Raw genomic sequence first — 25,095 nt, forward strand, 5'->3', positions numbered from 1 at the left:
GGATCGCGACGGTCGCGGTCGAAGCGGTGTCGCCGAGGCCCCGATGCGGATCACTCGGGCCGTCGGGTGCTCCGGCCGTCAGAACGTTCACCACCTCTCCATGCGAGGCGCTCCTCCGGCCCCCGGCACCGCCTCCCTCCGGCGGACCGTCCCCTCAACGGCGTCGACCAGGAGGAATGATCTCCGCCGGATGTGGTGAGGGTGTCGTGGCGCGCCCCCGCGCGGCGGTATGCGTCCTTCCGCCCTCTTGTCATGGGCACGTAGCTTGTCCCCGGTCCGCAGTCAGGAAGCCATCGGACGGGGGAGATCGATGCCACCCACACGCCTGTCGACACGCGCACGATCACTGGTCATCGGAGCCGTTCTGCTCGCACTGCCGGCGGTCACGGTCACACCGTCGGTCGCCGCCGCCGACGAACGCCCCAGGGCCCGAGAAGAAGCAGCCGTCGCCCAGGAGCAGCCGGATCGGCCCTACCCGAACATCGACGTACGCGGGAACAAGCGCCTCGCACCCACCGCCGGACAGCTGCGCGCCGCGCAGGAGCTCGACGGCACGGCCGTCCGCTGGGGCCGGTTCGGCACACCCAGGCTGCTCACCCCGCAGGGACGTACCACCCTCACCGCCGCCGGCACCACCGTCGACCCGCGCACGCTCGCGCTGGACCACATACGTGACCACGCGGCCCTCTACGGGCTCTCCGCCGCCGAGTTGGACGCCCTCACCGTCGTCAGGTCGTACCGCACGGAGCACAACGGCGTACGGCACGTCTTCATCGGCCAGAGCGACCGTGGGGTCCCCGTCCACGGCGCCCGCCTCTCGGTCGCCGTCGACAAGGCCGGCCGTATCCTCACCGCCACCGGAAGCCTGGTCCCGGGCGCCCGCGCCACCGGGAAGGCCGTGCTCGGCAAGGCCGCCGCGCTCGACCGGGCCGCGGCCTCCGTCGGCACCGACAGCGTCTCCGGCGCCCGGTCCGACTCCCGGACCGGCACCCCCGCCACGGCCGCCACCATCGCCACTGCGACCCGCGTCACCTTCCCGCTCGCCGACGGCACCGCCCGCCCCGCCTGGCGGACCACCCTCACCGCCAACAACGGCCACCTGTACGACATCGTCGTCGACGCCGAGACCGGCAGGGTCCTCCAGCGCACCGACCTGACCAGCGACGAGGGTCCCGAGGGTCGCGTCCACACCGACCAGAACCCCACCCTGGGCAGCGCGACGACCGTCCCCTTCAGCGGCCTCGGCCGCTCCTGGGTCACCGGCCGGGTCACCACCGGCAACAACGGCGAGGTCTCCCACGACCCCGACGGCCAGGAGGCGCTGGGCCACCAGCCGCAGACCCCGGCCGCCGGAGACCCGGCGTACCAGCACTTCACCTACACCTTCACGGACGCCTTCCGTACCAGCGGCGGCACCGACCTCACCACCGACCGGGACGCGGTCGTCACCCAGGCCTTCTACTACGCCAACCGCATGCACGACCACCTCTACGCCCTCGGCTTCGACGAGGCCTCGGGCAACTTCCAGGAGGACAACCTCGGCAACGGAGGCGCCGGCGGCGACCGCGTCCAGGTCTTCGTCGACTTCGACGCCAACGGGGACTCCGCCTGCAACGCCGACTTCGCCACCCCCGCCGACGGCCAGAACCCGACCATGCGGCTCTTCGTCGGACGCGCTACCTGCGACAACCACAACATCCACCGCGCCATGAACGGCGACACCGTCGCCCACGAGTACAGTCACGGCCTGTCCCACCGCCTCGTTGGCGGCGGCGACATGGGCGACGGCGTCCAGACCGGCGCGCTCGGCGAGGGCTGGAGCGACGCCGTGGCCACCTCGCTCTGGAACGACCCGGTGTACGGCGAGTACAACAACGGCCGGGCCACCGGCATACGTCGCGTCGCCTACGACAACAGCACCCTCACCTACGGCGACCTCTGCGACGACGGAAGTTGCAGCGTGCACTCCGACGGTGAGATATGGGCGACCACGATGTGGGACATGCGGACCGCGCTCGTCGGCGCGTACGGCTACCCCGCCGGCAAGCAGCGGCACGAGCAGCTGATGGTCGACGGCATGAAGATGACCCCGTCCTCGCCCGACTTCCTGGACGCCCGCGACGGCATCCTCGCCGCCGACCGCGCGAACCACGGCGGCGCCGACCAGTGCCTGCTGTGGGGCGTGTTCGCCCGGCGGGGCATGGGCGCGAGCGCCGGCTCGCCGAGCCAGGACCAGGCCGAGCCGGCGACCGACTTCCCGGCGAGCTGCCGGCCCACCGCCGACGCGGGCGGGCCGTACACCACCGCGGAGGGCGCCGACGTACGGCTCGACGCGAGCGGTTCCACCGTGCCCGGTGGCGGCGGCGGTTACAGCTGGGACTTCGACGGCGACGGCGCCTACGACGACGCGACCGGCGCCGCCCCGCTCTTCGACCGGGTCGGCCGGGACGGCACGTACACGGTCGGCCTGCGCGTCGGCAACGCCGCCGGGGCCGACACCGACACGGCGACCGTGACCGTCACCAACGTGGCTCCCTCGGTGAACCTCACCGTCCAGGGCCCGCGCGAGGAGGGCGGCCGACTCACCGTCTCCGGCACGGTCACCGACCCGGGCTGGCTCGACCCGCTCACCGCCACCATCGACCCCGGCGACGGCAAGCCCGTTCCCCTGACAGGCCGGTCGGAGAACGACCGCCCCGACGCCACCCTCACCTTCAGCCACCGGATCGCCTTCGGTGACAACGGCACCTTCACCGTGAAGATCTGCGGCAGCGACGACGACACGAGCACCTGCCGCGAGTCCGAGATCACCGTCGCCGACGTCGACCCGGCCGTCGCCCTCGACAAGACCGGCACCGTGCCGCTCGCCGGCGGCCGGACACTCGTCGTCCACAAGGGCGAGGAGAAGCGGTACACCGCCCGGATCACCGACCCCGGCAGCGACGACGAGACCATGAGCTGGACCTGGGGCGACGGGACGCCGCCCACCACGACCACCTCGCTCGTCAACCCGCCGGACACCGACCCGGCCCGCAGCCCCAGCGTCCAGCCGCGCGACCTGACGGACATTCAACTCCACACGTACACCAAGCCGTGCCTGTACGACCTGTCCCTCGCGGCGCGCGACGACGACGGAGGCGCGGGGACCGACGGGATGCCCGTCATCGTCCAGGGCAACGCCCCGCTGTCGCTGCTCGCCGACATCTGGTACGTCACATACCTGACCGGCGACCTCACCGGGCTGGGCAAGGAGACGCTCGACTGCTACCTGAAGATCGTCCGGCACGCGAGCACGGTGTTCTCCGAGAAGGTCGACGTGTCCACCCAGGACAAGGCGGCCGGCGTCCTCTTCCTCAACCTGCTCCTGGATCCGAAGCGCTCCCTCGACCGCCAACTGCTCGCCGCCTGGCTGAACTTCGCCAACGGTGCGTTCGAAGCGAACGAACTCGTCGACACGGACGGCGATTTGCAGGCGGACACCCCGTTCCTGGAAGCCGTCCAGAACGCCGAGAGGGTACGCCTCGACCCCCAGGCCACCAAGCAGCGGCTCTCCGCCCAGGCGGCCATCCTCACCTGCATCAACGTCCCGCTGGTATGACCGCTCGTATGCCGAGGACGGCACTTCTGCCGCGCGCCGCCGTCGCCCTGCTCCTCGGGGCGGCGGCGGTCGCGTGCGCCGACGACGCCCCGACGGAGCGGCCGACCCCGCCCGTCCGTACATCGGCCCCGAATCCCACGCCCACGCCCACCCCCGCCCCGGGCTCGACTTCGACGTCGACTCCCGGCCCTGCGACGACAACCGTGGTCCCCGCACCGCCCGCTCCGGCCGTCCTCACCCAGGACGACTCCGGGCGCACGGTCACCCTCCCCCTCGGCGACACCACCCGACTGCGCCTCTCCGGCCGTTGGCGTACGGCCACCCCCACCGTCGACGGCACGGCGATCGTCCTCGTGCCGGTCGACTTCGAGTCCGATCCGGGGTTCCGCGCCTGGGACATCCGCGCGGTCGGACCGGGCGAGGCGGTGCTGCGGACGGCCGGGCAGCCGGGCCCGCGGTCGCTGCGGATCACCTTCCGGGTTCGGTGAGCCTCCGGACGACCCGCCGGTGATGACAGAGACCTCCGCATCGGAGCGAGTCGTGGCCGCCGCGCGGGCGGCGGGGCGCTCAGCCGCCGGGGGTGATCGCGTCCAGGCCCTTGGCCAGGTCTTCGGGGTTCATCACCGGCGAGTAGTGGACCTTGGCGTTGAGCTTGAGGAAGAAGGGCTCCGAGATCTTCGGCATCAGCGACGGATCGGCCATGTCGAAGAAGAGGTACCCCGTCCGGCAGCCGTTCTCGACGGTGAAGTACGCCGCTTCGGGACGGAGCTCCCGGAGGGTCTCCTCGATGATCTTTCGCAGCGTGCCTTCTCGGATGGCCTCGTTCGAGGCCGGGGTGTCCATCTGGACCTTCAGGAGCATGCGCATGATGTCGCTGCCTCTCCCGGCCGGGCGGGCGCTCCGCTGGCTACGCCCCTGACGCCCGGACGCGCTCAGTTCCAGCGTCCTCCTTCCCCTCCGCCGCGACCACTCGGCCGGCGGGGCCGGTCCGGCCGCGGGTCCCGGCCCGCCGCGACCACTCGGCCGGCGGGGCCGGTCCGGCCGCGGGTCCCGGGGAGCGGGTTCCGCGGGGGCGGGAGGGACCGGTGGCTGCTCGCGTACCAGCCCGGCCCTCTTCAGCACGGCGAGGTGCTCGGAGACGGCCGGACGGCTGAGCGGGGGGACGGTGGGCGCCGCCGACGCGGATCGGTCGGCGCGCGAGGGGTCGTGTGCGGTGCGAGGCTGAGGGCGTGCCCGGCGTACCCCGGAACCGTGAAAGGCCTTCGCCATGATCACCACCGACTTCGTCCCCGGCTCCCCCTGCTGGCTCGACCTCGGCGCCCCCGACGTCCCGGCCGCCGCGGCCTTCTACGGCGGTGTGCTCGGGTGGGACTACGAGTCCATGGGGGAGGGGGAGGACATGGAAGGCGGGATGTTCCGGAACGACGGAAAGATCGTCGCCGGTCTCGGCAGGCTCACCGAGGCGGGCGCGCGTTCGGCCTGGATGATCTACTACAGCGTCGCCGACGCGGACGCCACGACCCGGGCCGTGGAGGAGGCCGGCGGCACCGTGCGCGTCGCGCCGATGGACCTCGACGAGTGGGGTCGGATGGCGCAGTACAGCGACCCGCTGGGAGGCCAGTTCGCCGTCTGGCAGCCGGGTTCGAACAAGGGCGTCGAGCAGGTCGACACGCCGGGCTCGCTGTCCTGGGTCGAGCTGTACACGAGCGACGCCGCGGCGGCGAAGCAGTTCTACGCCGGCGTCTTCGGCTGGCAGTACAGCGACATGCCGATGCCCGGCGGGGAGGGCACGTACACGATCATCACCCCCGCCGGACTGCCCGAGGAGCGCATGCACGGCGGCCTCATGCAGGTGAGCGAGGCGGACCTCGCCCTCGCGCACGGGCGGCCGTACTGGCACCCCGTCTTCGCCGTCGCCGACTGCGACGCCGCGGTCGCCAGGGTCACCGGGAACGGCGGCAACGTGCAGATGGGGCCGGACGACGCGGAGGGCGTCGGACGGCTCGCCGTCTGCCTCGACCCGTCGAAGGCCGACTTCGTCGTCCTGGCCCCGCCCGCCGGCTGAACGGCGGGGGCCGGGGCCGGGGCCGGGGGCCGGTGGGGCCGGGGCCGCAGGGTCAGCGGGCCAACCGGCCTTCCAGCCACTGCAGGACCTCCGGCGTCACCGGGTCGGTGATGTCCGCGAACTCCTCGTGCTTCTTCAGGAACTTGGCCACGTACGGGCAGACCGGCACGATCCGCATCCCGGAGGCGCGCACGTCGGTCAGGGCCTGCTCGACCAGGATCGCGGCGAGGCCCTGGCCCGCGTAGGCGTCGTCGATCTCGGTGTGGAAGAAGACGCGCCGGTCGTCGCGGTCGCGATACGACGTGAGGCCGGCGCGCTGGTCGTCGACCAGGATCTCGTAGCGGTGGCGGGGGTCGACGCGGCGGACGACGGGGGTGGTTGCTGCCTGGTCGGTCATGACGTGCCTTTCGGGTGCGAAGGGTGCGAAGGGTGCGTACGGTCCGTGGGGTCCGTGGGGTCCGTGGGGTCCGTGGGGTCCATGGGGTCCATGGGGTCCATGGGGTCCGTGGGGTCCGTGGGGTCTGTGAGGTGCTGTGGTGCGTGGCTCAGGCGCGGGGCGGGTTTCCGCGGGGAGTGAGGGCGGCGTTCGGCAGGACCGGTGCCGGGAGGCGGTCGCCGGGGTAGCCGTCGACGTGTCCGAAGCGGTCGGAGGCGCGCTCCCACTCCTCCCTGGCCTCGACGATGTCCTGGTTGCTGCGGCCGATGAAGTTCCACCACATGACGATCTCCTCGCCGAACGGCGTACCGCCGATGAGGACCGCCCGCGCGCGGCGGTCGGACTCGTTCGTCAGGGTCAGGGTGTCGTGTCCGGTGCCGGCGTAGCCGAGTTCGGCCGGGCGGAGGAGGGTCCCGGCGAGCCGGACGTCTCCTTCGTCGACGAGCAGACCGTGCTCGTGGGCCGGGTCGACGGGGAGGGCGACCGTGGCGCCGGGGTCGATGAGGAGCTCGGCGCCGAGGAGCGGGGTGAAGGTGCGCACGGGGGAGGTCTCGCCGGCGAGCGAGCCGAGGAACACCCGGAGTTCCGCGCCGTCGAGCCGCACCGGCTTCGGGGCGTGGTGCTGGAAGTCGCGGTCGGCGTGGCGGTGTTCGCCGGGCAGCGCCACCCACAGCTGCACCCCGTGCAGGACGGTGGTCCCGGGGGTGGAGACCTCGGTGTGGCTGATGCCGTGACCGCCGGTCATGAGGTTCAGTTCCCCGGGCCGCACGAACGCGTGGCTGCCCAGGCTGTCGCGGTGCTCGATCTCCCCGCTGAAGAGCCAGCTCACGGTCTGCAGACCGGTGTGCGGGTGGGGGGCGACGTCCATGCCGCCGGACTCGGCGACCCGGTCGGGGCCGTAGTGGTCGGCGAAGCACCAGGCGCCGATCAGTGTCCGGGACCGCTGGGGCAGGGTGCGCCGTACGGTCATGGCGCGCGGCCCGCCCAGCGGGACGTCCCGCGCGGAGAGGATCTCGACCTCCGTGTCGCTCATGCCCGACCCCTCTCCATCCGTTCTCGTCCAGCGATATAGTTTTACTTTCAACAACTATGGATGATCATAGCCCCAGAACCCGTGACGCGCACGGATTCCTCGAAGGAGCGCATGGTGAACGACGCGAACAACGACGTGACCGACGTGAACGGCATGACGGACGGTCGACGGGTCTACCTCGACAAGCAGAGTCCCGCGGCCTACCGGGCGCTGGTCCACACCGCCGACGCCGTCCGCGCGACCGCCGCCGAGGCGGGGCTCGACCGGATTCTGGTCGAGCTGGTCAACCTCCGCGTGTCGCAGATCAACGGCTGCGCCTACTGCCTCGACGTCCACACCAGGGCCGCGCTCCGGGCCGGCGAGACGACCCGCCGCCTCGGCGTGCTCCCCGCCTGGCGGGACACCGAGCTCTTCACCGCACGGGAACGCGCGGCCCTCGCCCTGGCGGAGGCCACGACCGACCCGGCGGACGGCCTCGCGCAGGACCGGGCGTACGGCGCGGCGCGCGCGGTCCTGGACGACGAGGAGATCTCGGCGGTGATCTGGGTGGCGATCACCATCAACGCGTTCAACCGCGTGTCGATCCTGAGCCGTCATCCCGTACGCGACGCCGCCCCCGTCCCCGTCTCCGCCCCGCTCTCGGTGGACGCTACGGCCTGACCCACGGCGCGTCGGTGGCCGCCAGACGTCTCGTGACGGCGGCGGCCACCACCAGCAGGGCGAGGGCCACCCCCAGGACCACCGCGAGCCCGGCGTCGAGGAGCAGGGCACCGAAGAGGGCGCCGAGAACCATCGCCAGGACGGACAGGATCCGCCGACCGGGCCGGGGGTCGTCGCCACCGGCCGGGGCGGAGTCCGATGCCAGTCCGGTCAGCGTCTGGGTCAGCACGGTCGTGGTCAGGTCCGGCACGCCGATGCGGCGGGCCACCGCCGTCTGCATCCCCATGGCGAGGCCGAGGGCGACGATCAGGGCGTACCGGCCCGGCGCGCCCACGCTGTCGTGCGCCACGAGGGCGATGACGAGCGCCGCCGCGACGAGCACCGCCTGCAGGGCGAGCGCCGAGGCGAGCAGCCGCCCGCGGTGTGCGGCGAACCGGGTGCCGAACCGGCCACCCGCCACCGCGCCGACGAGGAACGAGGCCAGGGACACGAGGGAGGCGGGCGCGGACAGGCCCTCGGCGCCCGCGAGGGCGAAGCCCAGGAGCGCCACGTTGCCGGTCATGTTGGCCACGAAGACCTGCCCGAGCCCCAGAAAGCTCACCGCGTCCACGAGTCCGGTGACCATGGTCAGCGTCAGCATGAGCGGCGGCAGCGGCCCGTGCCGGTCCCCCTTGGGCGGCACCAGCGTGTGAGCGACGTCGACCAGCAGCTTGCGCATCCCTCGGACACTCCTTCCGCGACGGGGTCCGCGGCCAGGTTCCGAAGCCCTCCTGTGACGTACACCGATTCACTCCCGATCGCGTGCGTCGCCACGCCGGAGCGGTCCGCGCACCGTGTCGCGGCCCGCATCCCGTCGGTGGTGCCGTCGGGCGGTGTGGGAGGGGTGCGGCCGTGTCCGTCGGCGGGGGCGGGGCGTTGTGAGGGTGTGATCTCTACCCGACGCATTTCCTCAGTTCTCGCCGTCGCCGCCGCCTTCTCGTGCCTCGGCGCGTCCGCGGCGCAGGCCGTCGCCACCACCAGCCCGCTCGGCCCGCCGATCAACCCGGTCAGCGAGCTCGACGCGCTCGCCACGACCGGGATTCCCGAGGAGTCCAAGGCGCAGTTCCCCGGCATCGCGGGTCAGCTCGGCGGGCTCAGCCAGGTGCACCAGGTGAACCAGCTCCACCAGCTCACCGACCTGGCCGCGCCGGCCACCGGGCTGCTGCCCGAGGTCTCCTGACCGGTCCTCCGGACGGAAGAACCGGCATCGCGCGGAGAGCGCGGTGCCGGTTCTCTGTTGCGCGGGTGCGGTCCGGTGTCACCAGCCGAAGCGGCGGTCGACCAGCGCGGCGAACTCCTCGAACGACAGGACGCGGTCGCCGTTCTGGTCGGCCTGGTCGAACAGGGCCGAGGCGTCGTCGTCGGTCCCCACGCCCCACGCGGGGATCACGCCCTGCGCGGCCAGGGTCGGGCCCTTGGCCCGCAGCGCGTTGATGACCTCGATGCGCGTCAGGCTGCCGTCATGGTCGAGGTCGAGCGCGTCGAAGAGAGTACGGGCCTTGTCGCTCATGATGTGTCCTGCTTCCCTGGCCGTGGCTGGTGCATCGGCCGATGCGTCCCTGTGCAGAAGGACGCAGGGTTCGCCCCCCGCGTTGCCTCGGGGCTCGTCATCGAGCCTAGAAGGTGTCTTGCCGGTCGTGCCGGGCTCGGGGTTTCGGTCTCGCGTGGCGCGGGCCGGTGTGCGAAAGACCGGGCGAGAGGTTGTCCACAGGTTTCGGCGGTGCGGCCGGGGTGTCCGTGACGGCCGATAGGGTGGGTGAATGGTCCTTTCCGACGGTTCCGCCGTGATCTCCGAGGCAGCGCAGGTGCTCCACCGCGTCTTCGGTTACAGCTCCTTCCGAGGCGAGCAGCAGGAGATCATCGAGCAGGTCGTCGACGGCGGCGACGCCCTCGTACTGATGCCGACCGGCGGCGGAAAGTCCCTCTGCTACCAGATCCCCGCCCTGGTCAGAGACGGCACCGGCGTCGTGATCTCGCCGCTGATCGCCCTCATGCAGGACCAGGTGGACGCGCTCCGGGCCCTCGGGGTGCGGGCCGGCTTCCTGAACTCGACCCAGGATCCGTACGAGCGGCAGGCCGTCGAGCAGGCCTTCCTCGCCGACGAGCTCGATCTGCTCTATCTGGCTCCCGAGCGTCTCCGCACCGAGGGCACCCAGCGGCTCCTCGACCGGGGCAAGGTGTCGCTCTTCGCCATCGACGAGGCACACTGTGTCGCCCAGTGGGGCCACGACTTCCGGCCCGACTACCTCGCGCTGTCCATGCTCCACGAGCGCTGGCCCAAGGTGCCGCGGATCGCGCTGACCGCCACGGCCACCGAGGCCACCCACAAGGAGATCGCCGCGCGGCTCGGTCTGGAGGAGGCCCGGCACTTCGTCGCCGGCTTCGACCGGCCGAACATCCAGTACCGCATCGTCCCGAAGAACAGCCCGCACAAGCAGCTGCTCGAACTGATCAGGGCCGAGCACGACGGGGACGCCGGAGTCGTCTACTGCCTCTCCCGCGCCTCGGTGGAGAAGACCGCGGCCCTCCTCGTGGAGAACGGCATCGACGCCGTCCCGTACCACGCCGGCATGGACGCCCGTGCGCGTGCGGCGAACCAGGCCCGCTTCCTCCGGGAGGACGGGGTCGTCGTGGTGGCGACCATCGCCTTCGGCATGGGCATCGACAAGCCCGACGTGCGCTTCGTGGCCCACCTCGACCTGCCCAAGTCCGTCGAGGGCTACTACCAGGAGACCGGCCGCGCAGGCCGCGACGGCGAGCCCGCCACCGCCTGGCTGGCGTACGGCCTCCAGGACGTCGTCCAGCAGCGCAAGATGATCGACGGCTCCGAGGGCGACGAGCAGCACCGGCGCGCCCTCGCCATGCACCTGGAGGCCATGCTCGCGCTCTGCGAGACGGTCGACTGCCGCCGCGTGCGTCTCCTCGCCTACTTCGGCCAGGCCGGTCAGCCCTGCGGCAACTGCGACACCTGCCTGACCCCGGCCGAGTCCTGGGACGGCACCGTAGCCGCGCAGAAGCTGCTGTCCACCGTGTGGCGGCTGTCCAAGGAGCGGCGCCAGAAGTTCGGCGCCGGACAGATCATCGACATCCTCCAGGGCAAGAAGACGGCCAAGGTCATCCAGTTCGACCACGACGGCCTCTCGGTGTTCGGCGTCGGCTCCGACCTGGGCACCGCCGAGTGGCGCGGGGTCGTGCGGCAGCTCCTCGCGCTGGGGCTCATCGCGGTGGAGGGCGACTACGGCACGCTCGTGCTCACGGAGGAGAGCGGTGAGGTGCTCGGTGGGCGCCGCACCGTCACCATGCGCAAGGAGAAGGCCCCGGCCGCCGCCTCCCGCAAGGAGTCCGGTGGGCGGTCCGGGAAGGGCGCCCGTGTGCCCGTCGACCTGCCGGCGGCCGCGGTCCCGGTCTTCGAGGCGCTGCGCGCCTGGCGGGCCGCGACGGCACGTGAGCAGGGCGTCCCGGCGTACGTCGTCTTCCACGACGCCACGCTGCGGGAGATCGCGACGCGGCTCCCCGTGACGGTCGAGGAGCTCGGCACCATCGGCGGTGTCGGCGAGGCCAAGCTGGCGAAGTACGCCGAGGGTGTGCTGGAGGCGCTGGCGGAGAGCGGCGCCGACGCCGCGGCCGCCGGGTCGGGAACCGCTCCTGGTGCGGCTTCCGCTGCCGCGCCCGTCGGGGTGGCTGCTGCCCCGGCCGTCCCCGTCGCGCGGTCCGCGCGGTCGGTGCCTGCCGCTCCTTCTGCTCCTTCCGCGCCTTCCGCGCCGGAGCACGAGGCTCCGTTCGACGAGGAGCCGCCCTTCGACATGGACGGGATGGAGGAGCCGCCTCCGCCCTACGACGACTGGCGGTAGGCGACCGGCGACGGCCCCCCGCCCACGGACCCCGCCCCCACCGACCTCGCCCCCGTACTCCTCACCCCGTACCCCTCGCCTCCGTATCCCTCAGGCGGGCTGCGGGGTGAGGCGGCGCAGGCCCCGGCGGTCGTAGTACAGGGTCATGGCGAAGCCGAACGCCAGGGCCAGAACCGTGCCGACGGCGATCATGATCCACCCGCGGGCCAGACCCGCGTCGGCGCGGGCGTCGAAGTACAGGATGGAGCGGACACCCGCGCTGAGCTGGTGCATAGGCTCGAAGATGCCCAGGAAGCGGAAGAAGCCCGGGGTGGCCTCCAGGGGGACGGTCGCGCCGGATGAGGGGAGGGCGAGGGCGATGAAGACGAACATGGAGACGAGCTGGCCGATGCCGCCGAACGCGGCGTTGATGGCCTGCACGCCCAGACCGACGGCGACCGTCGCGCAGTAGGAGAACAGCCACAGCATCGGCAGGTGCGAGGCGTCCATGCCCAGGACCGTGATCGTGGCCACCATGACGAGCGTCGTGGTGAGGACCGAGATGCCCGCCGTCATCAGCATCTTCAGGACCAGCGTCTGCGTGCGGTCGATCGGGACCGTCGGGTGCCGGGAGTGCCAGGGGCCGATCTCGCTGTCGGCGTAGCCGAGCGCGGTGTCGACGCCGCTGTTGACGAGGTTGCCGCCGATGAAGCCGCCGAGGACGAGCAGCAGGGTGAAGTAGAAGGCGGTGAGGCCCAGACCGCTGTGCCGGCCGATCGGATGGCCGACCTGGGTGGAGACGGCGACCGGGTCGGTCAGGAGCAGCCGGGTCGTCGGGACGTCGGTGGAGGCGGTGAGCTGCTTGCCGATGGTCAGCGAGGCCTGATGGGCGGCGTTCTGGTTGATCTGGGCCGTGATCGACGAACCCAGACTGCCGAGGCCGGGATTGGTGAGCACGGTGATCGTCGGCCGTACCGTCGCCCGGTTCGTGGTCAGGGCGGCGACGGACGCGGTGAAGTTCTCCGGGACGACGAGGGCGCCGAAGATCTCGCCGGACGCCAGCGCGTCCTGCGCCTGTGCGCGGTCGAGCCGCCGCCAGTCGACGCTGGTCTTCGAGGAACCGGCGGCGACGATCCCGTCGGTGATCTGCTTCCCCAAGGTCTCCCGCTGTCCGGGCAGCGGGGTGCCCCGGTCCTCGTCGACGAGGGCGACGGGCAGCTGGTGCAGGTTCTCGTTCGGGTTGAGGATGCCGCCCATGTAGAGGAGCGAGAGGCCCACGGCGACCAGTGCGCTCAGGACGGTCGGTACGAGCCACAGTTTGGGGTTCCGGACGAGGGTCCGGGCGCGGACCTGCGGGCCGGGGGTGTGCGGGGGGATCGCGGACGTCATGGTGTCATCGTCGACGCGCGCGCCGTCGTGGCGGGGATTGCGGCCCGTACGGGTGGGGCGGGCGTGTCGGCCCCGGCGGGCGTACCGGCGCGTTCGCGTACCGGCTTCGGCGGGCGTACCGGCGCGTTCGCGCACCGGCTTCGGCCCGTTGGCGTACTGGCTTCGGCGCGTGCTTTCCGCAGGGCCTCATTCCGGTTGCGTCGCCCTATACACCACGTTTGAGTGGGAATGACCCCTCATGCGTCTCTGGAGCTGACATGTCGATGGCGTTCGGTTCACCCTTCGGTTCGTCCGATCCGTTCAGCGACATGCTGAACCGGTTCTTCGGAATGTCGCCGGGGTCGTCGCCCCCGGCCGTGCAGCGCGTACCGATCGGCCGTCTCCTGACCGAGTCCTCGCACGAACTCCTCAATCTGGCCGCCCGGAAGGCCGTCGAGGACGGCACGTCCGACCTCGACACGGAACACCTGCTGTGGGCGGCGACCCAGGTCGACCCCTCGCGCAGGCTGCTGTCCCAGGTCGGCGTCGACCCCGAGGCGCTCGCCGCCCAGCTCGACCGGGTACTGCCCCGGGAGTCCGGCGAGCCCTCGTCGGAGCCCGGACTCACCCCGGCGGCCAAGCGCACGCTCGCCGCCGCCTACGGCCGCTCGCAGGAGGCGGGCGTGTCGTACATCGGCCCCGAGCACATCCTCGCGGCGCTCCTCGACGACTCCGACTCGGGGGCGACCCGGCTCCTGGGCGCGGACGACCACGACGTGAAGAAGCTGCGCGGCCTCACGGACCAGGCGGCCCGCTCCGACGGCGGTGCCCCGGCCGCCGGAAAGCAGCAGAGGCAGCCCGCCACCACCCTGGACGAGTTCGGCAGGGACCTCACGGACGAGGCGAAGGCGGGCAGGCTCGACCCGGTGGTCGGCCGCGCCGAGGAGATCGAGCAGACCATCGAGATCCTCTCGCGGCGCTCCAAGAACAACCCCGTGCTCATCGGCGAGCCCGGCGTCGGCAAGACCGCCATCGTCGAGGGCCTCGCCCAGCGGATCGTGGCGGGCGAGGTGCCCGACACCCTGAAGGGCAAGCGGGTCGTCTCCCTGGACCTGTCCGGCCTGGTGGCCGGAGCGCAGTACCGCGGCCAGTTCGAGGAGCGCCTCAAGAAGGTCATCGAGGACGTCCAGCAGGCCGGCGGCGACATCATCCTCTTCATCGACGAACTCCACACGGTCGTCGGCGCGGGCGCGTCGGGCGAGGGAGCGATGGACGCGGGCAACATGCTCAAGCCCGCCCTCGCGCGCGGTGAGCTGCACGTCGTCGGCGCGACGACGATCGACGAGTACCGCAAGCACATCGAGAAGGACGCCGCACTCGAACGGCGCTTCCAGCCCGTCCTCATTCCGGAACCGACGGTCGAGGAGACCGTGCAGATCCTCGAAGGCCTGCGGGACGCGTACGAGGCCCACCACCAGGTCCGGTTCGCCGACGGCGCCCTCGCGGCGGCGGCGGAGCTCTCCGACCGGTACATCAGCGACCGCTTCCTGCCCGACAAGGCCATCGACCTGATGGACCAGGCGGGCGCGCGCGTACGGCTGCGCAGCGCCGGCCGCTCCACCGAGGTCGTCAGCCGGGAGGACCGGCTCGCCAAGCTCCAGCGGGAGAAGGACCAGGCCGTGGCCTCCGAGCAGTTCGAGAAGGCCTCGGACCTGAAGCGGCAGATGGCCGACGTGGAGGGCGAACTCGCGGGCATCGAGGAGCGCCGCGAGGGTGTCGTCTCGGTCACGGCCGCCGACATCGCCGACATCGTCTCGCGCCGCACCGGCATCCCCGTCTCCCAGCTCACCGCCAGCGAGAAGGAGAAGCTCCTCAAGCTGGAGGAGGAGATGCACGCCCGGATCGTCGGCCAGGACGAGGCGGTCACCGCGGTCTCCGAGGCCGTACGCCGCAACCGCGCCGGCATGGGCGACCCGAACCGCCCCGTCGGCTCGTTCCTCTTCCTCGGCCCCACGGGCGTCGGCAAGACCGAACTCGCCAAGACCCTCGCCGAACTGCTCTTCGGCGAGGACGACCGCATGATCCGGTTCGACATGAGCGAGTTCCAGGAGAAGCACACCGTCGCCCGGCTCGTCGGAGCGCCTCCCGGATACGTCGGTTACGAGGAGGCCGGCCAGCTCACCGAGAAGGTGCGCCGCAACCCGTACAGCGTGGTCCTCTTCGACGAGGTGGAGAAGGCGCACCCCGACGTCTTCAACACGCTGCTCCAGATCCTCGACGACGGGCGGCTCACCGACGGACAGGGCCGCACGGTCGACTTCCGGCACTGCGTCATCATCATGACGTCCAACATCGGCGCCCACCGGATCCTCGCCCACGAGGGCGACGCGGCCGAGCTCAAGGGCGAGCTGATGGAGGATCTGCGGGGCCGGTTCCTGCCCGAGTTCCTCAACCGCATCGACGACATCATCGTCTTCCACAGCCTCACCGAGAAGGACCTGTCGGAGATCGTCGACCACCTCCTGGACCGCAGCAAGCACCGGGTGCACGCCCAGGGCATGACCCTCGAGGTCACCGAGTCGGCGAAGAAGCTGCTCGTGGCCCACGGCTACCAGCCGGAGTTCGGCGCCCGCCCGCTGCGCCGGACGATCCAGACGGAACTCGACAACCGCATCGCCTCCCTGCTGCTCGGCGGAGAGGCGGAGCCGGGGGACACGATCGTCGCCGACGTGATCGACGACTCCCTCCACTGCACGATCCAGAAGGGCGACGGCGCCGGAGCCGGGACGACCCCCGAGGCCTCCGCGACGGCCGCCGCCACCGACGGCAAGGAGTGAGACCGATGGCCCCGCACCACAAGTCGAACGAACAGGTCGAGGGCGACCCCGGCACCGGGCACAGCCGCGGCATGCCCCGCCGCCCGGACGAGGACGAACTCGAAGCGCGCCTGGAGGAGGACCGCGAGGAGGCCGGCCTTCCCCCGGCCGGCGAGCGGCAGGCCGACTAGTCCGGTCTGGATGGGGTGTCCTGCCGGTCGAGCAGGACACCCCCGGCCCAGGACCTGCAACTTCACGATGCACGTCGATCACTGAGGGTGGGGGCGGCACGGCCCGATGTCGCGGCTCGATGACATCCGTCGGTCGGTGGTGCGTGCTGGTGAGGGGAAGTTCATCGCTGCGCCGTTGGGCGCCTGCCCAGGCTTCAAACTGCGTGAGACATGCGATGTTTGACGTGTGCCGATGAGTGCATGATCTATCAAGTCGCGCAAATCGGGTGCCTGTTGCTCTCTTTCCTCCGTTCAAATCGGTTGACATTCGGGAGTGGAATGTCGGAGGTTCGGCCGTGACCCACCGATGCACCACAGGGCCGGAGAGATGGGCACGCAGATGACTTTCAGAGACAGGAACCCGAAGCTGGGGCGCGGGAGTCGCCCGGCGGCGCTTGCCGCGGTGGACGCGGGCTCGTGGTACAGCGGCAAGGCTGTCGAGGTCCGGAACGCCGCCACCACGGACGGTGCCGAGGTTGTGCGGTTCACCGACCGGGGCGGCGCCAACCAGCAGTGGCAACCGGTCCCCGTGAAGAGCGTCTCGGAGCAGGTGCACACCGTAGGGCGGGTCAAGGACCTGGGGGAAACGGTGCAGTTCAGCTGGCCCGGGGTGTACTTCGAGGGCCGCTTCCGCGGGACCGGCCTCGGGGTGGTGCTCGACTGCGCGGCCGCCGACTACGACGTCCAGGTCGACGGGGCCACCGTCGCCACCCTGGTCACACCCGGTGACACCACGCACTGGATCAACGGCCTCCGGAACGGCGAGCACACGGTCCGGGTCGTCAAACGCAACGACACCCCGGGGGACACCAGCACGTTCGGAGGCTTCGTCGCCGCGCCCGGGGGCGCCGTACTGAGCAAGCCGGCGCCCCGGGACCGCCAGATCGAGTTCATCGGGGACTCCCTCACGGTGGGCTACGGCAATGTCTCGGGCACCCGCGACTGCAATCCGGAGCAGCTCAAGCGGAACACCAACACCGACGTGAGCCACGGCGCCCTCACCGCCCAGCAGCTGGACGCCGATTACCAGATCAACGGCTTCTCCGGCCTCGGCATGGTGCGCAACGTCGCCGGCATCTCCCCGGACGTCACGTACCGGACCTACTACGACCGCGCCCTGCTGAACGTGGACGGCGACGTCTGGCAGAACCCGGGGACGTGGCGCCCCCAGATCGTGGTGGTCAACCTCGGCGCCAACGACTTCTCCGATCTCACCCCCGGTGAACCGTGGACGCCCGACAGCCTCGCGGCCGCCTACCGCACCGCCTACGGCGAGTTCCTCCGCAAACTGCGGACGCGCTACGGTGCCGGCACCACCCTCGTGGCCGTCGGCTTCGACGGAAACGCCGAGCATGTGCGGCAGGTGGTCGAGGCGTGCAACGACGCCGGCGACAGCGGGGTCCACTACTGGTTCCTCGACCAGTCGGGCCTGGACTTCCTCGGATGTGACCGGCACACCTCGGCTCACGACGACCGGGTGATCGCCGACCGGCTTGCCCCGTTCCTCAGCAGCCTGCCGACCGGATGGTGAGGGACATGACCACCCGTGAACCGGGCCAGGGACTGCTGCTGTGGGACAGGCTCACCGCGGCAGCGGTCCCCGGTCCCACTGTCGGGTCCGGCCGCCGGACAGGCCCTAGTCCGCAGGCAGCCGCTCCAGGGCGGCGGCCACATCGGTGTGGCCCGCGATCTCACGGAGGGCGCGGGCCATCACCGACCCCGGCTCCCGTGCGATCGTCACCAGGCCCATCGGCACCGACCGGGCCGGCTCGACCAGCGGCACCGCCCGCATGCCGTGCGGTACGCCGAACACATGCAGCCACGTGTGCGGCACGACACCGGCCCATCGGCCGGTCCTGACATGGGCGAAGAGCACGGCCACCGAGTCCGTCTCGACCCGGGGCGACGGCCGCACACCGGCCTCCGCGAACAGCTGGTCCAGGACCCGGCGCCCCTGCATCGCCTCCGTCAGCAGACACAGCGGCAGCCGCGCGGCCTCCGCCCAGGTCGCCGTCGCCCGATGGACGGGGGTGTCGGCGGCCCCGGTGAGGAGCACGTACCGCTCCTCGTACAGCGGAACCGTCCGGAACTGCTCCCCGACGCCCTCGTGGAGGTACGTGATCCCGGCGTCGATCTCGAAGTTCCGCAGCTGCCGGAGCACGTCCTCCGACTGGAGGTCCCCTATCACCTCCACCGTGACCAGCGGATGCGCCAGACAGAACGGCGCGGTCAGCAGGGCGACGGCGCCGGACGCCGTCGGCACCGAGCCGATCCGCATCCGGCCGCTCAGTCCGGTACGGAGATGGCCGACCTCGCTCTTGAGGGCGTCACGGTCGGCCAGGATCCGCTGCGCCCACACCACGATGCGCTCGCCCTCGGGCGTGAGGCCCTCGTACTTGCGGCCGCGCAGCACCAGCGGGACGTCGAGCTCCTCCTCCAGCTTGCGGATCGCCTCCGAGAGCGCGGGCTGGGAGACGTGGCAGGCCTGGGCGGCGCGGGCGAAATGGCGCTCGCGGGAGAGGGCCACCAGGTACTCGAGTTGACGGAACAGCACCCCATGGGTGTACCCGACGGGTCGGCGCAACACCAATCGCCCCACCGTGGCCCGCCGGCTCCCGGCGCGTAAGGATCAGGCCACGGGCACGGAGCTCAGCCGCTCGTCGCCCGTGTACACGTTCATCGAGGACCCGCGCAGGAAGCCGACCAGGGTCAGCCCGCTCTCCGCCGCGAGGTCCACCGCGAGCGAGGAAGGCGCCGAGACCGCCGCGAGCAGCGGGATCCCGGCCATGACCGCCTTCTGCACCAGCTCGAACGAGGCACGGCCGCTCACCATCAGGACCGACTCGCGCAGCGGCAGGAGTCCCTCGCGCAGCGCGTGGCCCACGACCTTGTCGACGGCGTTGTGCCGGCCGACGTCCTCCCGCAGGCACACCAGCTCGCCCTCGGCGGTGAAGAGCCCGGCGGCGTGCAGCCCGCCCGTGGTGTCGAAGACCCGCTGGGCCGCCCGCAGCCGGTCCGGCAGGGCCGCGAGGACGTCCGTGCCGATGCGCAGCGGATCCTCGGCGACCGACCAGGCGGCCGTCGTGCGCACCGCGTCCAGGCTGGCCTTGCCGCACAGACCGCACGAGGAGGTCGTGTAGAAGTTCCGCTCCAGGGACGCGTCGGGGGCGGCGACGCCGGGCGCCAGACCCACGTCGACCACGTTGTACGTGTTGCCGCCGTCCGCCGTGGCCCCCGCGCAGTAGCGGATACCGGCCACGTCCTCGGCGGAGTGCACCACGCCCTCGCTGACCAGGAAGCCGACCGCGAGGTCGAAGTCGTCGCCCGGGGTCCGCATGGTCACCGTCAGCGGGCGCCCGCCGACCCTGATCTCCATCGGCTCCTCGGCGGCCAGGGTGTCCGGGCGGTAGGAGGAGTCCCCCTCGCGCACGCGCAGGACGCGCCGCCGCACGGTCACTCGTCCCATGGTTCGTTCCTCTCCTCGGAGCGCCGCTCCGACGCTGCTCGATGTGTGGCCCGGTCGTCCGGTCGTCCGGTCGTGCCTGTTCGGGGGCTGTCTACGACTCTGTCACGGGGCCGGCGCCGGCATCTCCCCGGGCGACCGTTCGAGGCGCACGACGACTCCCTTCGAGGTCGGGCAGTTGCTGATGTCGGCGACGCTGTCCAGCGGCACCAGGACGTTGGTCTCCGGGTAGTACGCCGCCGCCGAGCCACGGCTCGCCGGGTACGCCACGACCCGGAAGTCCGCCGCCCGGCGCTCCCGCCCGTCGTGCCAGACACTCACCAGGTCCACGGTGTCACGGTCGGCGAGGCCGAGGTCCGCCAGGTCGGCGGGGTTCACGAGGACGACCCGGCGGGCGTCGTGGATCCCCCGGTAGCGGTCGTTCGGCGCGTACCAGACGGTGTTCCACTGGTCGTGCGAGCGCAGGGTCTGCAGCAGCAGATGGCCCTCGGGTATGTGCGGCATCGTGAAGTCGTTGCGGGTGAAGACGGCCTTGCCGCTCCGGGTCGGGAAGACCCCCCGGTTCACCGGGTTGGGCAGCGTGAAGCCGCCCGGCACGGCCACCCGGGCGTTGAAGTCCTCGAAGCCGGGGACGACGCGGGAGATCCGGTCGCGGATGGTGCCGTAGTCCGCCTCGAACAGCTCCCAGGGGACGGCCGGCTCGTCGACCAGCGTCCGGCGGGCCAGCCGGGCGATGATCGCGACCTCGCTGAGCAGGTGCGGGGAGGCCGGCGGCAGCTTCCCCCGGGAGGCGTGGACGTCGCTCATCGAGTCCTCCACGGTGACGAACTGTTCGCCGGTCGCCTGCACGTCCCGGTCGCTGCGGCCGAGCGTGGGCAGGATGAGGGCGGTGTCGCCGCAGACCGTGTGGGAGCGGTTGAGCTTGGTGGAGACGTGCGCGGTGAGCCGGCACTTCCGCATCGCGCCCTCGGTGACCTCGCTGTCGGGCGTGGCCCGGACGAAGTTCCCCGCGACCCCCAGGAAGACCTTGGCACGGCCCTCGTCCATGGCCCGGATGCTGTTCACCGCGTCCAGACCGTGGTGGGCCGGCGGGGTGAAGCCGAACTCGGTCTCCAGGGCGTCGAGGAACTCCTGCGGCATCCGCTCCCACACGCCCATGGTGCGGTCGCCCTGGACGTTGCTGTGGCCGCGCACCGGGCACACGCCCGCGCCGGGCCTGCCGATGTTGCCCCGGGCGAGGAGGAAGTTCACCACCTCACGGATGGTCGGCACCCCGTGCTTGTGCTGGGTCAGCCCCATCGCCCAGCACACGATGATCCTCTCGCTGCTCAGGACCCGCTCGAACACCTCCTGGATCTCCTCGCGGGACAGTCCCGTTGCGGCCAGGACGTCCTCCCAGGCGATCTTCCGCGCGTGCTCGGCGAACTCCTCGAAGCCGGTCGTGTACGTACGGATGAACTCGTGGTCGAGTACGGTCCCGGGCGCGGCGTCCTCGGCCTCCAGGAGCAGCCGGTTCAGGGCCTGGAACAGGGCGAGGTCGCCGCCGGCGCGGATGTGCAGGAACTGGTCGGCGAGCGGTGTGCCGCGGCCGATGACGCCGCGTGCCTTCTGCGGGTGCTTGAAGCGCATCAGACCGGCCTCGGGCAGCGTGTTGACCGCCACGACCCGGCCGCCGTTGCGCTTGGTCTCCTCGAGCGCCGACAGCATCCGGGGGTGGTTGGTGCCGGGGTTCTGCCCCACGACGAAGATCAGGTCCGCGTGGTGGATGTCGTCCAGGGAGACACTGCCCTTGCCGATGCCGAGCGTCTCCGACATGGCGGATCCGCTGGACTCGTGACACATGTTGGAGCAGTCGGGGAGGTTGTTCGTGCCGTACGCGCGGGCGAAGAGCTGCAGCAGGAAGGCGGCCTCGTTGTTCAGCCGGCCCGACACGTAGAAGAGGGCCTCGTCGGGGGAGTCAAGGCCCCGCAGCTCATCGGCGAGCAGCCCGAGCGCCTCGTCCCAGCCGATCGGCTCGTAGTGCGTCCCGCCGGGGCGCTTCACCATCGGCTCGGTCAGCCGGCCCTGCTGGTTCAGCCAGTAGTCGGACATGCCGTCGAGCTCGGCGATCGAGTGCTCGCGGAAGAACTCCCGGGTGACGCGGCGCGAGGTCGCCTCGTCGTTGATGTGCTTGGCCCCGTTCTCGCAGTACTCGTTCATGTGCCGCTTGCCCGGCGCGGGCTCGGGCCAGGCGCAGCCCGGGCAGTCGATGCCCTTGGGCTGGTTGATGTTCAGCAGCGTCAGCGCGGTACGGCGCGGGGACGTCTGGCTCAGGGAGTACTCCAGCGCGTGCGTCACCGCGGGCAGACCCGTCGCCCAGGTCTTCGGCGGGGTGACCTTCAGGTCGTCGCTCGGATCGTCCTCGATGCGGCTGCTCATGCCGGTTGCGCCTCGTCTTCTTCTGTATCGGGGCCTTCGTTTCGGGCCCTGCGTTCAGGGGGATCGTGCGCCGAATATCCGCCTATTCTCCGCGCGAAGTCAAAGAGGTGAATTCGATGAGCTGACAAGTGTGGCCTATTACTTCAATGTCGCAGGTCAGAGGGGTTGTATTCGATCGGATCGGCGCCACCGATCACGTAATAGAGAAACCCTCTTTGACTTCATCCCGGTATCCCTCGAAAGTGGTCGGCGGGTGAAAAACGCGCGACTGCCCCCGGGCAGAGGAAGAAGGCAGCCCCGTGTCCCGACCGCTCCTCGACAGGACCGCCCCGGCTCCGCTGACGGACCGCTTCGGCCGGGTCCACACGGACCTCCGGGTGTCGCTCACCGACCGCTGCAATCTGCGCTGCACGTACTGCATGCCCGCCGAGGGCCTCGACTGGCTGCCCCGGCCCGAGCTGCTCACCGACGACGAGGTCGTCCGGCTCGTCCGGGTCGCGGCGCGGCGACTCGGCATCACCGAGGTACGGCTGACCGGCGGCGAACCGTTGCTGCGCCGCGGCCTGCCCGGCCTCGTCGCCCGGCTGCACGCCCTGCCCGACGCCCCCGCGCTGTCCCTCACCACCAACGGCATCGGCCTGGCGCGCGGCGCCGAGGCCCTGCGGGCGGCCGGTCTCGGCCGCGTCAACGTCAGCCTGGACACCCTGCGCCCCGAGCGGTTCGCCGCGATCACCCGGCGCGACCGGCTCCCCGACGTCCTGGCCGGCCTGCGGGCCGCCCGGGACGCGGGCCTCGCCCCGGTCAAGATCAACACCGTTCCGGTGCGCGGGGTCAACGACGACGAGATCGCCGACCTCGCCTCGTTCGCCGTCGAGCACGGCTACCGGGCGCGGTTCATCGAGTCCATGCCCCTGGACGCGCAGGGCGCCTGGGACCGGGACCGGATGGTCACCGCCGAGGAGATCCTGGACCGCCTCGGCGAGCGCTTCGAGCTGATACCGGTCGGACGACGGGACAACGCACCGGCCGAGGAGTGGCGGATCGCCGGCACGGACACGCTGGTGGGCGTCATCGCGAGCGTGACCCGCCCGTTCTGCGGCAGCTGCGACCGGGTGCGGCTCACGGCCGACGGACAGCTGCGCAACTGCCTCTTCGCGACGCAGGAGTCGGACCTGCGGGCCCTGCTGAGGGGCGGCGCGGACGACACGGCGATCGAGGCGGCCTGGCGCACCTCGATCGGCGGCAAGGGCCCGGGCCACGCGATCGACAGCCCGGAGTTCCGGCGCCCGGAGCGGCCGATGTCGGCGATCGGGGGGTGAGGCGGGCGCCGCCCGGGGCGGCGGACGCGAGGCCATGGACGGCGTACGAGACGAAGCGAGGAAACGACGCATGACTGCGGCACCCATGAGCGGCGGCACGGGGGTCGGGACCTTCCGGGCGGGCGTGCAGCGGGACAACCCCGCAGTCCCCTCCTCCGGCCGGCCCGCGTCGCGGGCGCACGCCGTCGACTGGGGGCGGGCTCGGTGTCTCGCCCGTGAGGTCTCGCCCCTGGCCGTCGTCGGCAGCCCGCTCGGCGAAGCGCTCGGGCAGGTGATCGCCCGGCCGTTGGCCGCGCTCACCGACCTGCCGCCGTTCGACAGCTCCGCGATGGACGGGTGGGCCGTGGCAGGAGCCGGGCCGTGGCGGCTGCGGGGACGGGGCGTGCCGGCCGGTGCGCAGTCGCCACCGCTGGGCCAGGGCACCGCCGTCCCCATCGCCACGGGGGCCAGGCTGCCCTCGGGGGCCGGCGCCGTGCTCCGCCGTGAGCACGGGGAGGTCGACTCCCGGAACGGGATGCTGCTCGACCGAACCGCCGGCCCCGGCTCCCCGGCGCCCGGACGCGACATCCGCCCCCGGGGCCAGGAGTGCCGTGCGGGCGACATCCTTCTCCCCGCCGGTACGACCGTGACCCCCGCCGTCCTCGGCCTCGCCGCGGCGGCCGGGTACGACCGGCTCGCCGTGCACCGCCGGCCCGTCGTCGAACTCCTCGTCCTCGGAGACGAGTTGCTGGAGTCCGGGCTGCCCCGCGACAGCCGCGTGCGCGACGCGCTCGGCCCCCTCCTGCCGCACTGGCTGAGCGGGCAGGGCGGCGCGGACGTCACCGGTCGCCGCCTGGTCTCCGACGAATTCCGGCCGCTGTACGAGGCTCTGCGCGACTCCACCGCCGATGTCGTCGTGACCACCGGAAGCACCGCCGCCGGGCCCGTGGACTTCCTCCACGACGCCCTCGCGGAGCTGGGCGCCCGACTCCTCGTCGACTCCGTCGCCGTACGGCCCGGCCACCCGATGCTGCTCGCCGAACTGCCCCCGCGCGCCGACGGCGGGCCCCGCCGGCTGGTGGGCCTGCCCGGCAATCCGCTGGCCGCCGTCGCCGGCGCGGTGACCCTCGCCGTACCGCTGCTGCGCCGGCTCGGCGGACACGCGGACGCCGAGCCGCTCCGTACGACCTGCGCCGCCGCCCTGCCAGGGCACCCCAAGGACACCCGGCTGCTGCCGGTACGCCGCATCGCGGGCGAGGTGGCGCCGCTGCCCTTCGACGGGCCGGCCATGCTGCGCGGCCTCGCCGTCGCCGACGGGCTCGCGGTGGTGCCTCCAGGCGGCGTGGCCGCCGGGGGCGACGTCGAGGTCCTCCCCGTCCCCGTCCCCGGGCCGTGCCCCGCACGCTGACCGGCACCCATGACGAACCCACCCGAGGAGACACGCCGGTGACGTCGTCGACGACACCCGCCGGAACCATCCGCTACTGGGCGGCGGCGAAGGCCGAGGCAGGTACGGCGGAGGAGCCCTATCGCGCCAGGACCCTCGCCGAGGCGCTGGCACAGGCCCGCGCCCGCCGCACCGACCGGCCGCACTTCGCCCGGCTCCTCGGCCACTGCGCGTTTCTGGTGGACGGTCACCCGGTCGGCGGCCGGGATCACTCCGCCGTACCGCTGGCCCGAGGGGGCACGGTCGAAGTACTGCCCCCGTTCGCGGGTGGCTGAGACCCCGCCCCCGGAGCACCCGCCCGTACCTCCCCCCCCGTACCTCCCCCCCCGTACCTCCCCCCCGTACCTCCCCCCCCGTACCTCCCCCCCCGTACCTCCCCCCCCGTACCTCCCCC

The 25,095-nt window shown here is 72.0% G+C and carries 21 protein-coding genes and 1 pseudogene; 12 read left to right on the forward strand and 10 right to left on the reverse strand.

Annotation, left to right across the window (positions count from 1 at the left end):
- Positions 1-310: 310 nt before the first annotated feature.
- Together E0F75_RS27665 and E0F75_RS27670 are read left to right on the forward strand one after the other, a co-directional pair.
- Positions 311-3,598: a M36 family metallopeptidase gene (locus tag E0F75_RS27665; RefSeq protein WP_229313661.1), complete on the forward strand. Its 3,288-nt coding sequence runs from the start codon at positions 311-313 to the stop codon at positions 3,596-3,598.
- An 8-nt stretch (positions 3,599-3,606) separates the two neighbouring features.
- Positions 3,607-4,086: a hypothetical protein gene (locus E0F75_RS27670; RefSeq protein ID WP_229313662.1), complete on the forward strand. Its 480-nt coding sequence runs from the start codon at positions 3,607-3,609 to the stop codon at positions 4,084-4,086.
- A gap of 79 nt (positions 4,087-4,165) precedes the next feature.
- Here E0F75_RS27670 and E0F75_RS27675 read toward each other — a convergent pair whose 3' ends face one another.
- Together E0F75_RS27675 and E0F75_RS40760 are read right to left on the reverse strand one after the other, a co-directional pair.
- Positions 4,166-4,465 carry a hypothetical protein gene (locus E0F75_RS27675; protein ID WP_229313663.1) on the reverse strand — a complete coding sequence of 100 codons (300 nt, stop codon included), beginning with the start codon at positions 4,463-4,465 and terminating at the stop codon, positions 4,166-4,168.
- Positions 4,466-4,696: 231 nt separating this feature from the next.
- Positions 4,697-4,867, reverse strand: a pseudogene (locus tag E0F75_RS40760) (winged helix-turn-helix domain-containing protein); the annotation flags it as partial.
- On the opposite strand from E0F75_RS40760, the gene E0F75_RS27680 reads away from it, so the two are divergent.
- A complete protein-coding gene (locus E0F75_RS27680; protein ID WP_229313664.1) occupies positions 4,866-5,663 on the forward strand; it encodes a VOC family protein in 798 nt (265 codons plus the stop codon). The pseudogene E0F75_RS40760 and the gene E0F75_RS27680 overlap by 2 nt on opposite strands.
- Positions 5,664-5,715: 52 nt before the next feature.
- Here E0F75_RS27680 and E0F75_RS27685 read toward each other — a convergent pair whose 3' ends face one another.
- Complete coding sequence (locus tag E0F75_RS27685; RefSeq protein WP_229313665.1) at positions 5,716-6,060, reverse strand: GNAT family N-acetyltransferase; 345 nt, start codon at positions 6,058-6,060, stop codon at positions 5,716-5,718.
- A gap of 148 nt (positions 6,061-6,208) precedes the next feature.
- Positions 6,209-7,132 carry a pirin family protein gene (locus tag E0F75_RS27690; RefSeq protein ID WP_229313666.1) on the reverse strand — a complete coding sequence of 308 codons (924 nt, stop codon included), beginning with the start codon at positions 7,130-7,132 and terminating at the stop codon, positions 6,209-6,211.
- A 111-nt stretch (positions 7,133-7,243) separates the two neighbouring features.
- Between E0F75_RS27690 and E0F75_RS27695 the strand changes: the two genes are divergently transcribed.
- Entirely contained in the window at positions 7,244-7,792 is a 549-nt protein-coding gene (locus E0F75_RS27695; RefSeq protein ID WP_229313667.1) for a carboxymuconolactone decarboxylase family protein, read from the forward strand.
- Here the strand turns inward: E0F75_RS27695 and E0F75_RS27700 are convergent.
- Positions 7,782-8,510 carry a YoaK family protein gene (locus E0F75_RS27700; RefSeq protein WP_229313668.1) on the reverse strand — a complete coding sequence of 243 codons (729 nt, stop codon included), beginning with the start codon at positions 8,508-8,510 and terminating at the stop codon, positions 7,782-7,784. The genes E0F75_RS27695 and E0F75_RS27700 overlap by 11 nt on opposite strands.
- Before the next feature lie 207 nt (positions 8,511-8,717).
- Here E0F75_RS27700 and E0F75_RS27705 point away from each other — a divergent pair, with 207 nt between their 5' ends.
- Complete coding sequence (locus E0F75_RS27705; protein ID WP_055603749.1) at positions 8,718-9,011, forward strand: hypothetical protein; 294 nt, start codon at positions 8,718-8,720, stop codon at positions 9,009-9,011.
- Between the two features lie 78 nt (positions 9,012-9,089).
- Here the strand turns inward: E0F75_RS27705 and E0F75_RS27710 are convergent, their stop codons facing one another.
- On the reverse strand, positions 9,090-9,341 hold the full coding sequence (locus tag E0F75_RS27710) for an EF-hand domain-containing protein (RefSeq protein ID WP_073904417.1): 252 nt from the start codon (positions 9,339-9,341) through the stop codon (positions 9,090-9,092).
- Between the two features lie 250 nt (positions 9,342-9,591).
- Here E0F75_RS27710 and recQ point away from each other — a divergent pair, with 250 nt between their 5' ends.
- Positions 9,592-11,682, forward strand: coding sequence for a DNA helicase RecQ (recQ, locus tag E0F75_RS27715; RefSeq protein ID WP_229313669.1), 2,091 nt, complete (start codon positions 9,592-9,594; stop codon positions 11,680-11,682).
- A 90-nt stretch (positions 11,683-11,772) separates the two neighbouring features.
- On the opposite strand, the gene E0F75_RS27720 is transcribed toward recQ, so the two are convergent.
- The gene (locus tag E0F75_RS27720) at positions 11,773-13,050 is read right to left on the reverse strand and encodes a YhgE/Pip domain-containing protein (RefSeq protein WP_229313670.1); all 1,278 of its coding nucleotides are present in this window, start codon (positions 13,048-13,050) and stop codon (positions 11,773-11,775) included.
- A 257-nt stretch (positions 13,051-13,307) separates the two neighbouring features.
- Between E0F75_RS27720 and E0F75_RS27725 the strand changes: the two genes are divergently transcribed.
- From E0F75_RS27725 to E0F75_RS27735, 3 genes are all read left to right on the forward strand, one after another.
- Positions 13,308-15,866 (forward strand): ATP-dependent Clp protease ATP-binding subunit, encoded by a 2,559-nt coding sequence (locus E0F75_RS27725; RefSeq protein WP_229313671.1) that lies wholly within the window; start codon positions 13,308-13,310, stop codon positions 15,864-15,866.
- Positions 15,867-15,871: 5 nt separating this feature from the next.
- Positions 15,872-16,036 carry a hypothetical protein gene (locus tag E0F75_RS27730; RefSeq protein WP_229313672.1) on the forward strand — a complete coding sequence of 55 codons (165 nt, stop codon included), beginning with the start codon at positions 15,872-15,874 and terminating at the stop codon, positions 16,034-16,036.
- A gap of 379 nt (positions 16,037-16,415) precedes the next feature.
- Positions 16,416-17,606 carry a GDSL-type esterase/lipase family protein gene (locus E0F75_RS27735; RefSeq protein ID WP_229313673.1) on the forward strand — a complete coding sequence of 397 codons (1,191 nt, stop codon included), beginning with the start codon at positions 16,416-16,418 and terminating at the stop codon, positions 17,604-17,606.
- A 105-nt stretch (positions 17,607-17,711) separates the two neighbouring features.
- On the opposite strand, the gene E0F75_RS27740 is transcribed toward E0F75_RS27735, so the two are convergent.
- The 3 genes from E0F75_RS27740 to E0F75_RS27750 all read right to left on the reverse strand — a co-directional run bounded on the left by E0F75_RS27740 (position 17,712) and on the right by E0F75_RS27750 (position 21,956).
- Positions 17,712-18,629 (reverse strand): LysR family transcriptional regulator, encoded by a 918-nt coding sequence (locus E0F75_RS27740; protein WP_229313674.1) that lies wholly within the window; start codon positions 18,627-18,629, stop codon positions 17,712-17,714.
- A gap of 75 nt (positions 18,630-18,704) precedes the next feature.
- A complete protein-coding gene (gene fdhD, locus E0F75_RS27745) occupies positions 18,705-19,541 on the reverse strand; it encodes a formate dehydrogenase accessory sulfurtransferase FdhD (protein ID WP_229313675.1) in 837 nt (278 codons plus the stop codon).
- A 102-nt stretch (positions 19,542-19,643) separates the two neighbouring features.
- Positions 19,644-21,956 (reverse strand): FdhF/YdeP family oxidoreductase, encoded by a 2,313-nt coding sequence (locus tag E0F75_RS27750; protein WP_229313676.1) that lies wholly within the window; start codon positions 21,954-21,956, stop codon positions 19,644-19,646.
- A 299-nt stretch (positions 21,957-22,255) separates the two neighbouring features.
- On the opposite strand from E0F75_RS27750, the gene moaA reads away from it, so the two are divergent.
- From moaA to E0F75_RS27765, 3 genes are all read left to right on the forward strand, one after another.
- Positions 22,256-23,275, forward strand: a complete 1,020-nt coding sequence (gene moaA, locus E0F75_RS27755; protein WP_229313677.1) for a GTP 3',8-cyclase MoaA — start codon at positions 22,256-22,258, stop codon at positions 23,273-23,275.
- 70 nt (positions 23,276-23,345) lie between these two features.
- Positions 23,346-24,662 carry a molybdopterin molybdotransferase MoeA gene (locus E0F75_RS27760; protein ID WP_229313678.1) on the forward strand — a complete coding sequence of 439 codons (1,317 nt, stop codon included), beginning with the start codon at positions 23,346-23,348 and terminating at the stop codon, positions 24,660-24,662.
- A gap of 38 nt (positions 24,663-24,700) precedes the next feature.
- Positions 24,701-24,976: a MoaD/ThiS family protein gene (locus E0F75_RS27765; RefSeq protein ID WP_229313679.1), complete on the forward strand. Its 276-nt coding sequence runs from the start codon at positions 24,701-24,703 to the stop codon at positions 24,974-24,976.
- Positions 24,977-25,095: the final 119 nt, after the last annotated feature.

The organism is Streptomyces sp. CB02980, from assembly GCF_014451325.2.
Taxonomy (GTDB): Bacteria; Actinomycetota; Actinomycetes; order Streptomycetales; family Streptomycetaceae; genus Streptomyces.

What these genes read in the sequence shown, in the direction of transcription:
- E0F75_RS27665 (WP_229313661.1), top strand. Translation starts at nt 311, where the DNA reads ATGCCACCCACACGCCTGTCGACACGCGCACGATCACTGGTCATCGGA.
- E0F75_RS27760 (WP_229313678.1), top strand. Translation starts at nt 23,346, where the DNA reads ATGACTGCGGCACCCATGAGCGGCGGCACGGGGGTCGGGACCTTCCGG.
- recQ (WP_229313669.1), top strand. Translation starts at nt 9,592, where the DNA reads ATGGTCCTTTCCGACGGTTCCGCCGTGATCTCCGAGGCAGCGCAGGTG.
- E0F75_RS27690 (WP_229313666.1), bottom strand. Translation starts at nt 7,132, where the DNA reads ATGAGCGACACGGAGGTCGAGATCCTCTCCGCGCGGGACGTCCCGCTG.
- E0F75_RS27730 (WP_229313672.1), top strand. Translation starts at nt 15,872, where the DNA reads ATGGCCCCGCACCACAAGTCGAACGAACAGGTCGAGGGCGACCCCGGC.
- E0F75_RS27750 (WP_229313676.1), bottom strand. Translation starts at nt 21,956, where the DNA reads ATGAGCAGCCGCATCGAGGACGATCCGAGCGACGACCTGAAGGTCACC.
- E0F75_RS27675 (WP_229313663.1), bottom strand. Translation starts at nt 4,465, where the DNA reads ATGCGCATGCTCCTGAAGGTCCAGATGGACACCCCGGCCTCGAACGAG.
- E0F75_RS27700 (WP_229313668.1), bottom strand. Translation starts at nt 8,510, where the DNA reads ATGCGCAAGCTGCTGGTCGACGTCGCTCACACGCTGGTGCCGCCCAAG.
- E0F75_RS27670 (WP_229313662.1), top strand. Translation starts at nt 3,607, where the DNA reads ATGCCGAGGACGGCACTTCTGCCGCGCGCCGCCGTCGCCCTGCTCCTC.
- E0F75_RS27725 (WP_229313671.1), top strand. Translation starts at nt 13,308, where the DNA reads ATGTCGATGGCGTTCGGTTCACCCTTCGGTTCGTCCGATCCGTTCAGC.
- E0F75_RS27720 (WP_229313670.1), bottom strand. Translation starts at nt 13,050, where the DNA reads ATGACGTCCGCGATCCCCCCGCACACCCCCGGCCCGCAGGTCCGCGCC.
- E0F75_RS27710 (WP_073904417.1), bottom strand. Translation starts at nt 9,341, where the DNA reads ATGAGCGACAAGGCCCGTACTCTCTTCGACGCGCTCGACCTCGACCAT.
- fdhD (WP_229313675.1), bottom strand. Translation starts at nt 19,541, where the DNA reads ATGGGACGAGTGACCGTGCGGCGGCGCGTCCTGCGCGTGCGCGAGGGG.
- E0F75_RS27735 (WP_229313673.1), top strand. Translation starts at nt 16,416, where the DNA reads ATGACTTTCAGAGACAGGAACCCGAAGCTGGGGCGCGGGAGTCGCCCG.
- E0F75_RS27680 (WP_229313664.1), top strand. Translation starts at nt 4,866, where the DNA reads ATGATCACCACCGACTTCGTCCCCGGCTCCCCCTGCTGGCTCGACCTC.
- E0F75_RS27695 (WP_229313667.1), top strand. Translation starts at nt 7,244, where the DNA reads ATGGTGAACGACGCGAACAACGACGTGACCGACGTGAACGGCATGACG.
- E0F75_RS27685 (WP_229313665.1), bottom strand. Translation starts at nt 6,060, where the DNA reads ATGACCGACCAGGCAGCAACCACCCCCGTCGTCCGCCGCGTCGACCCC.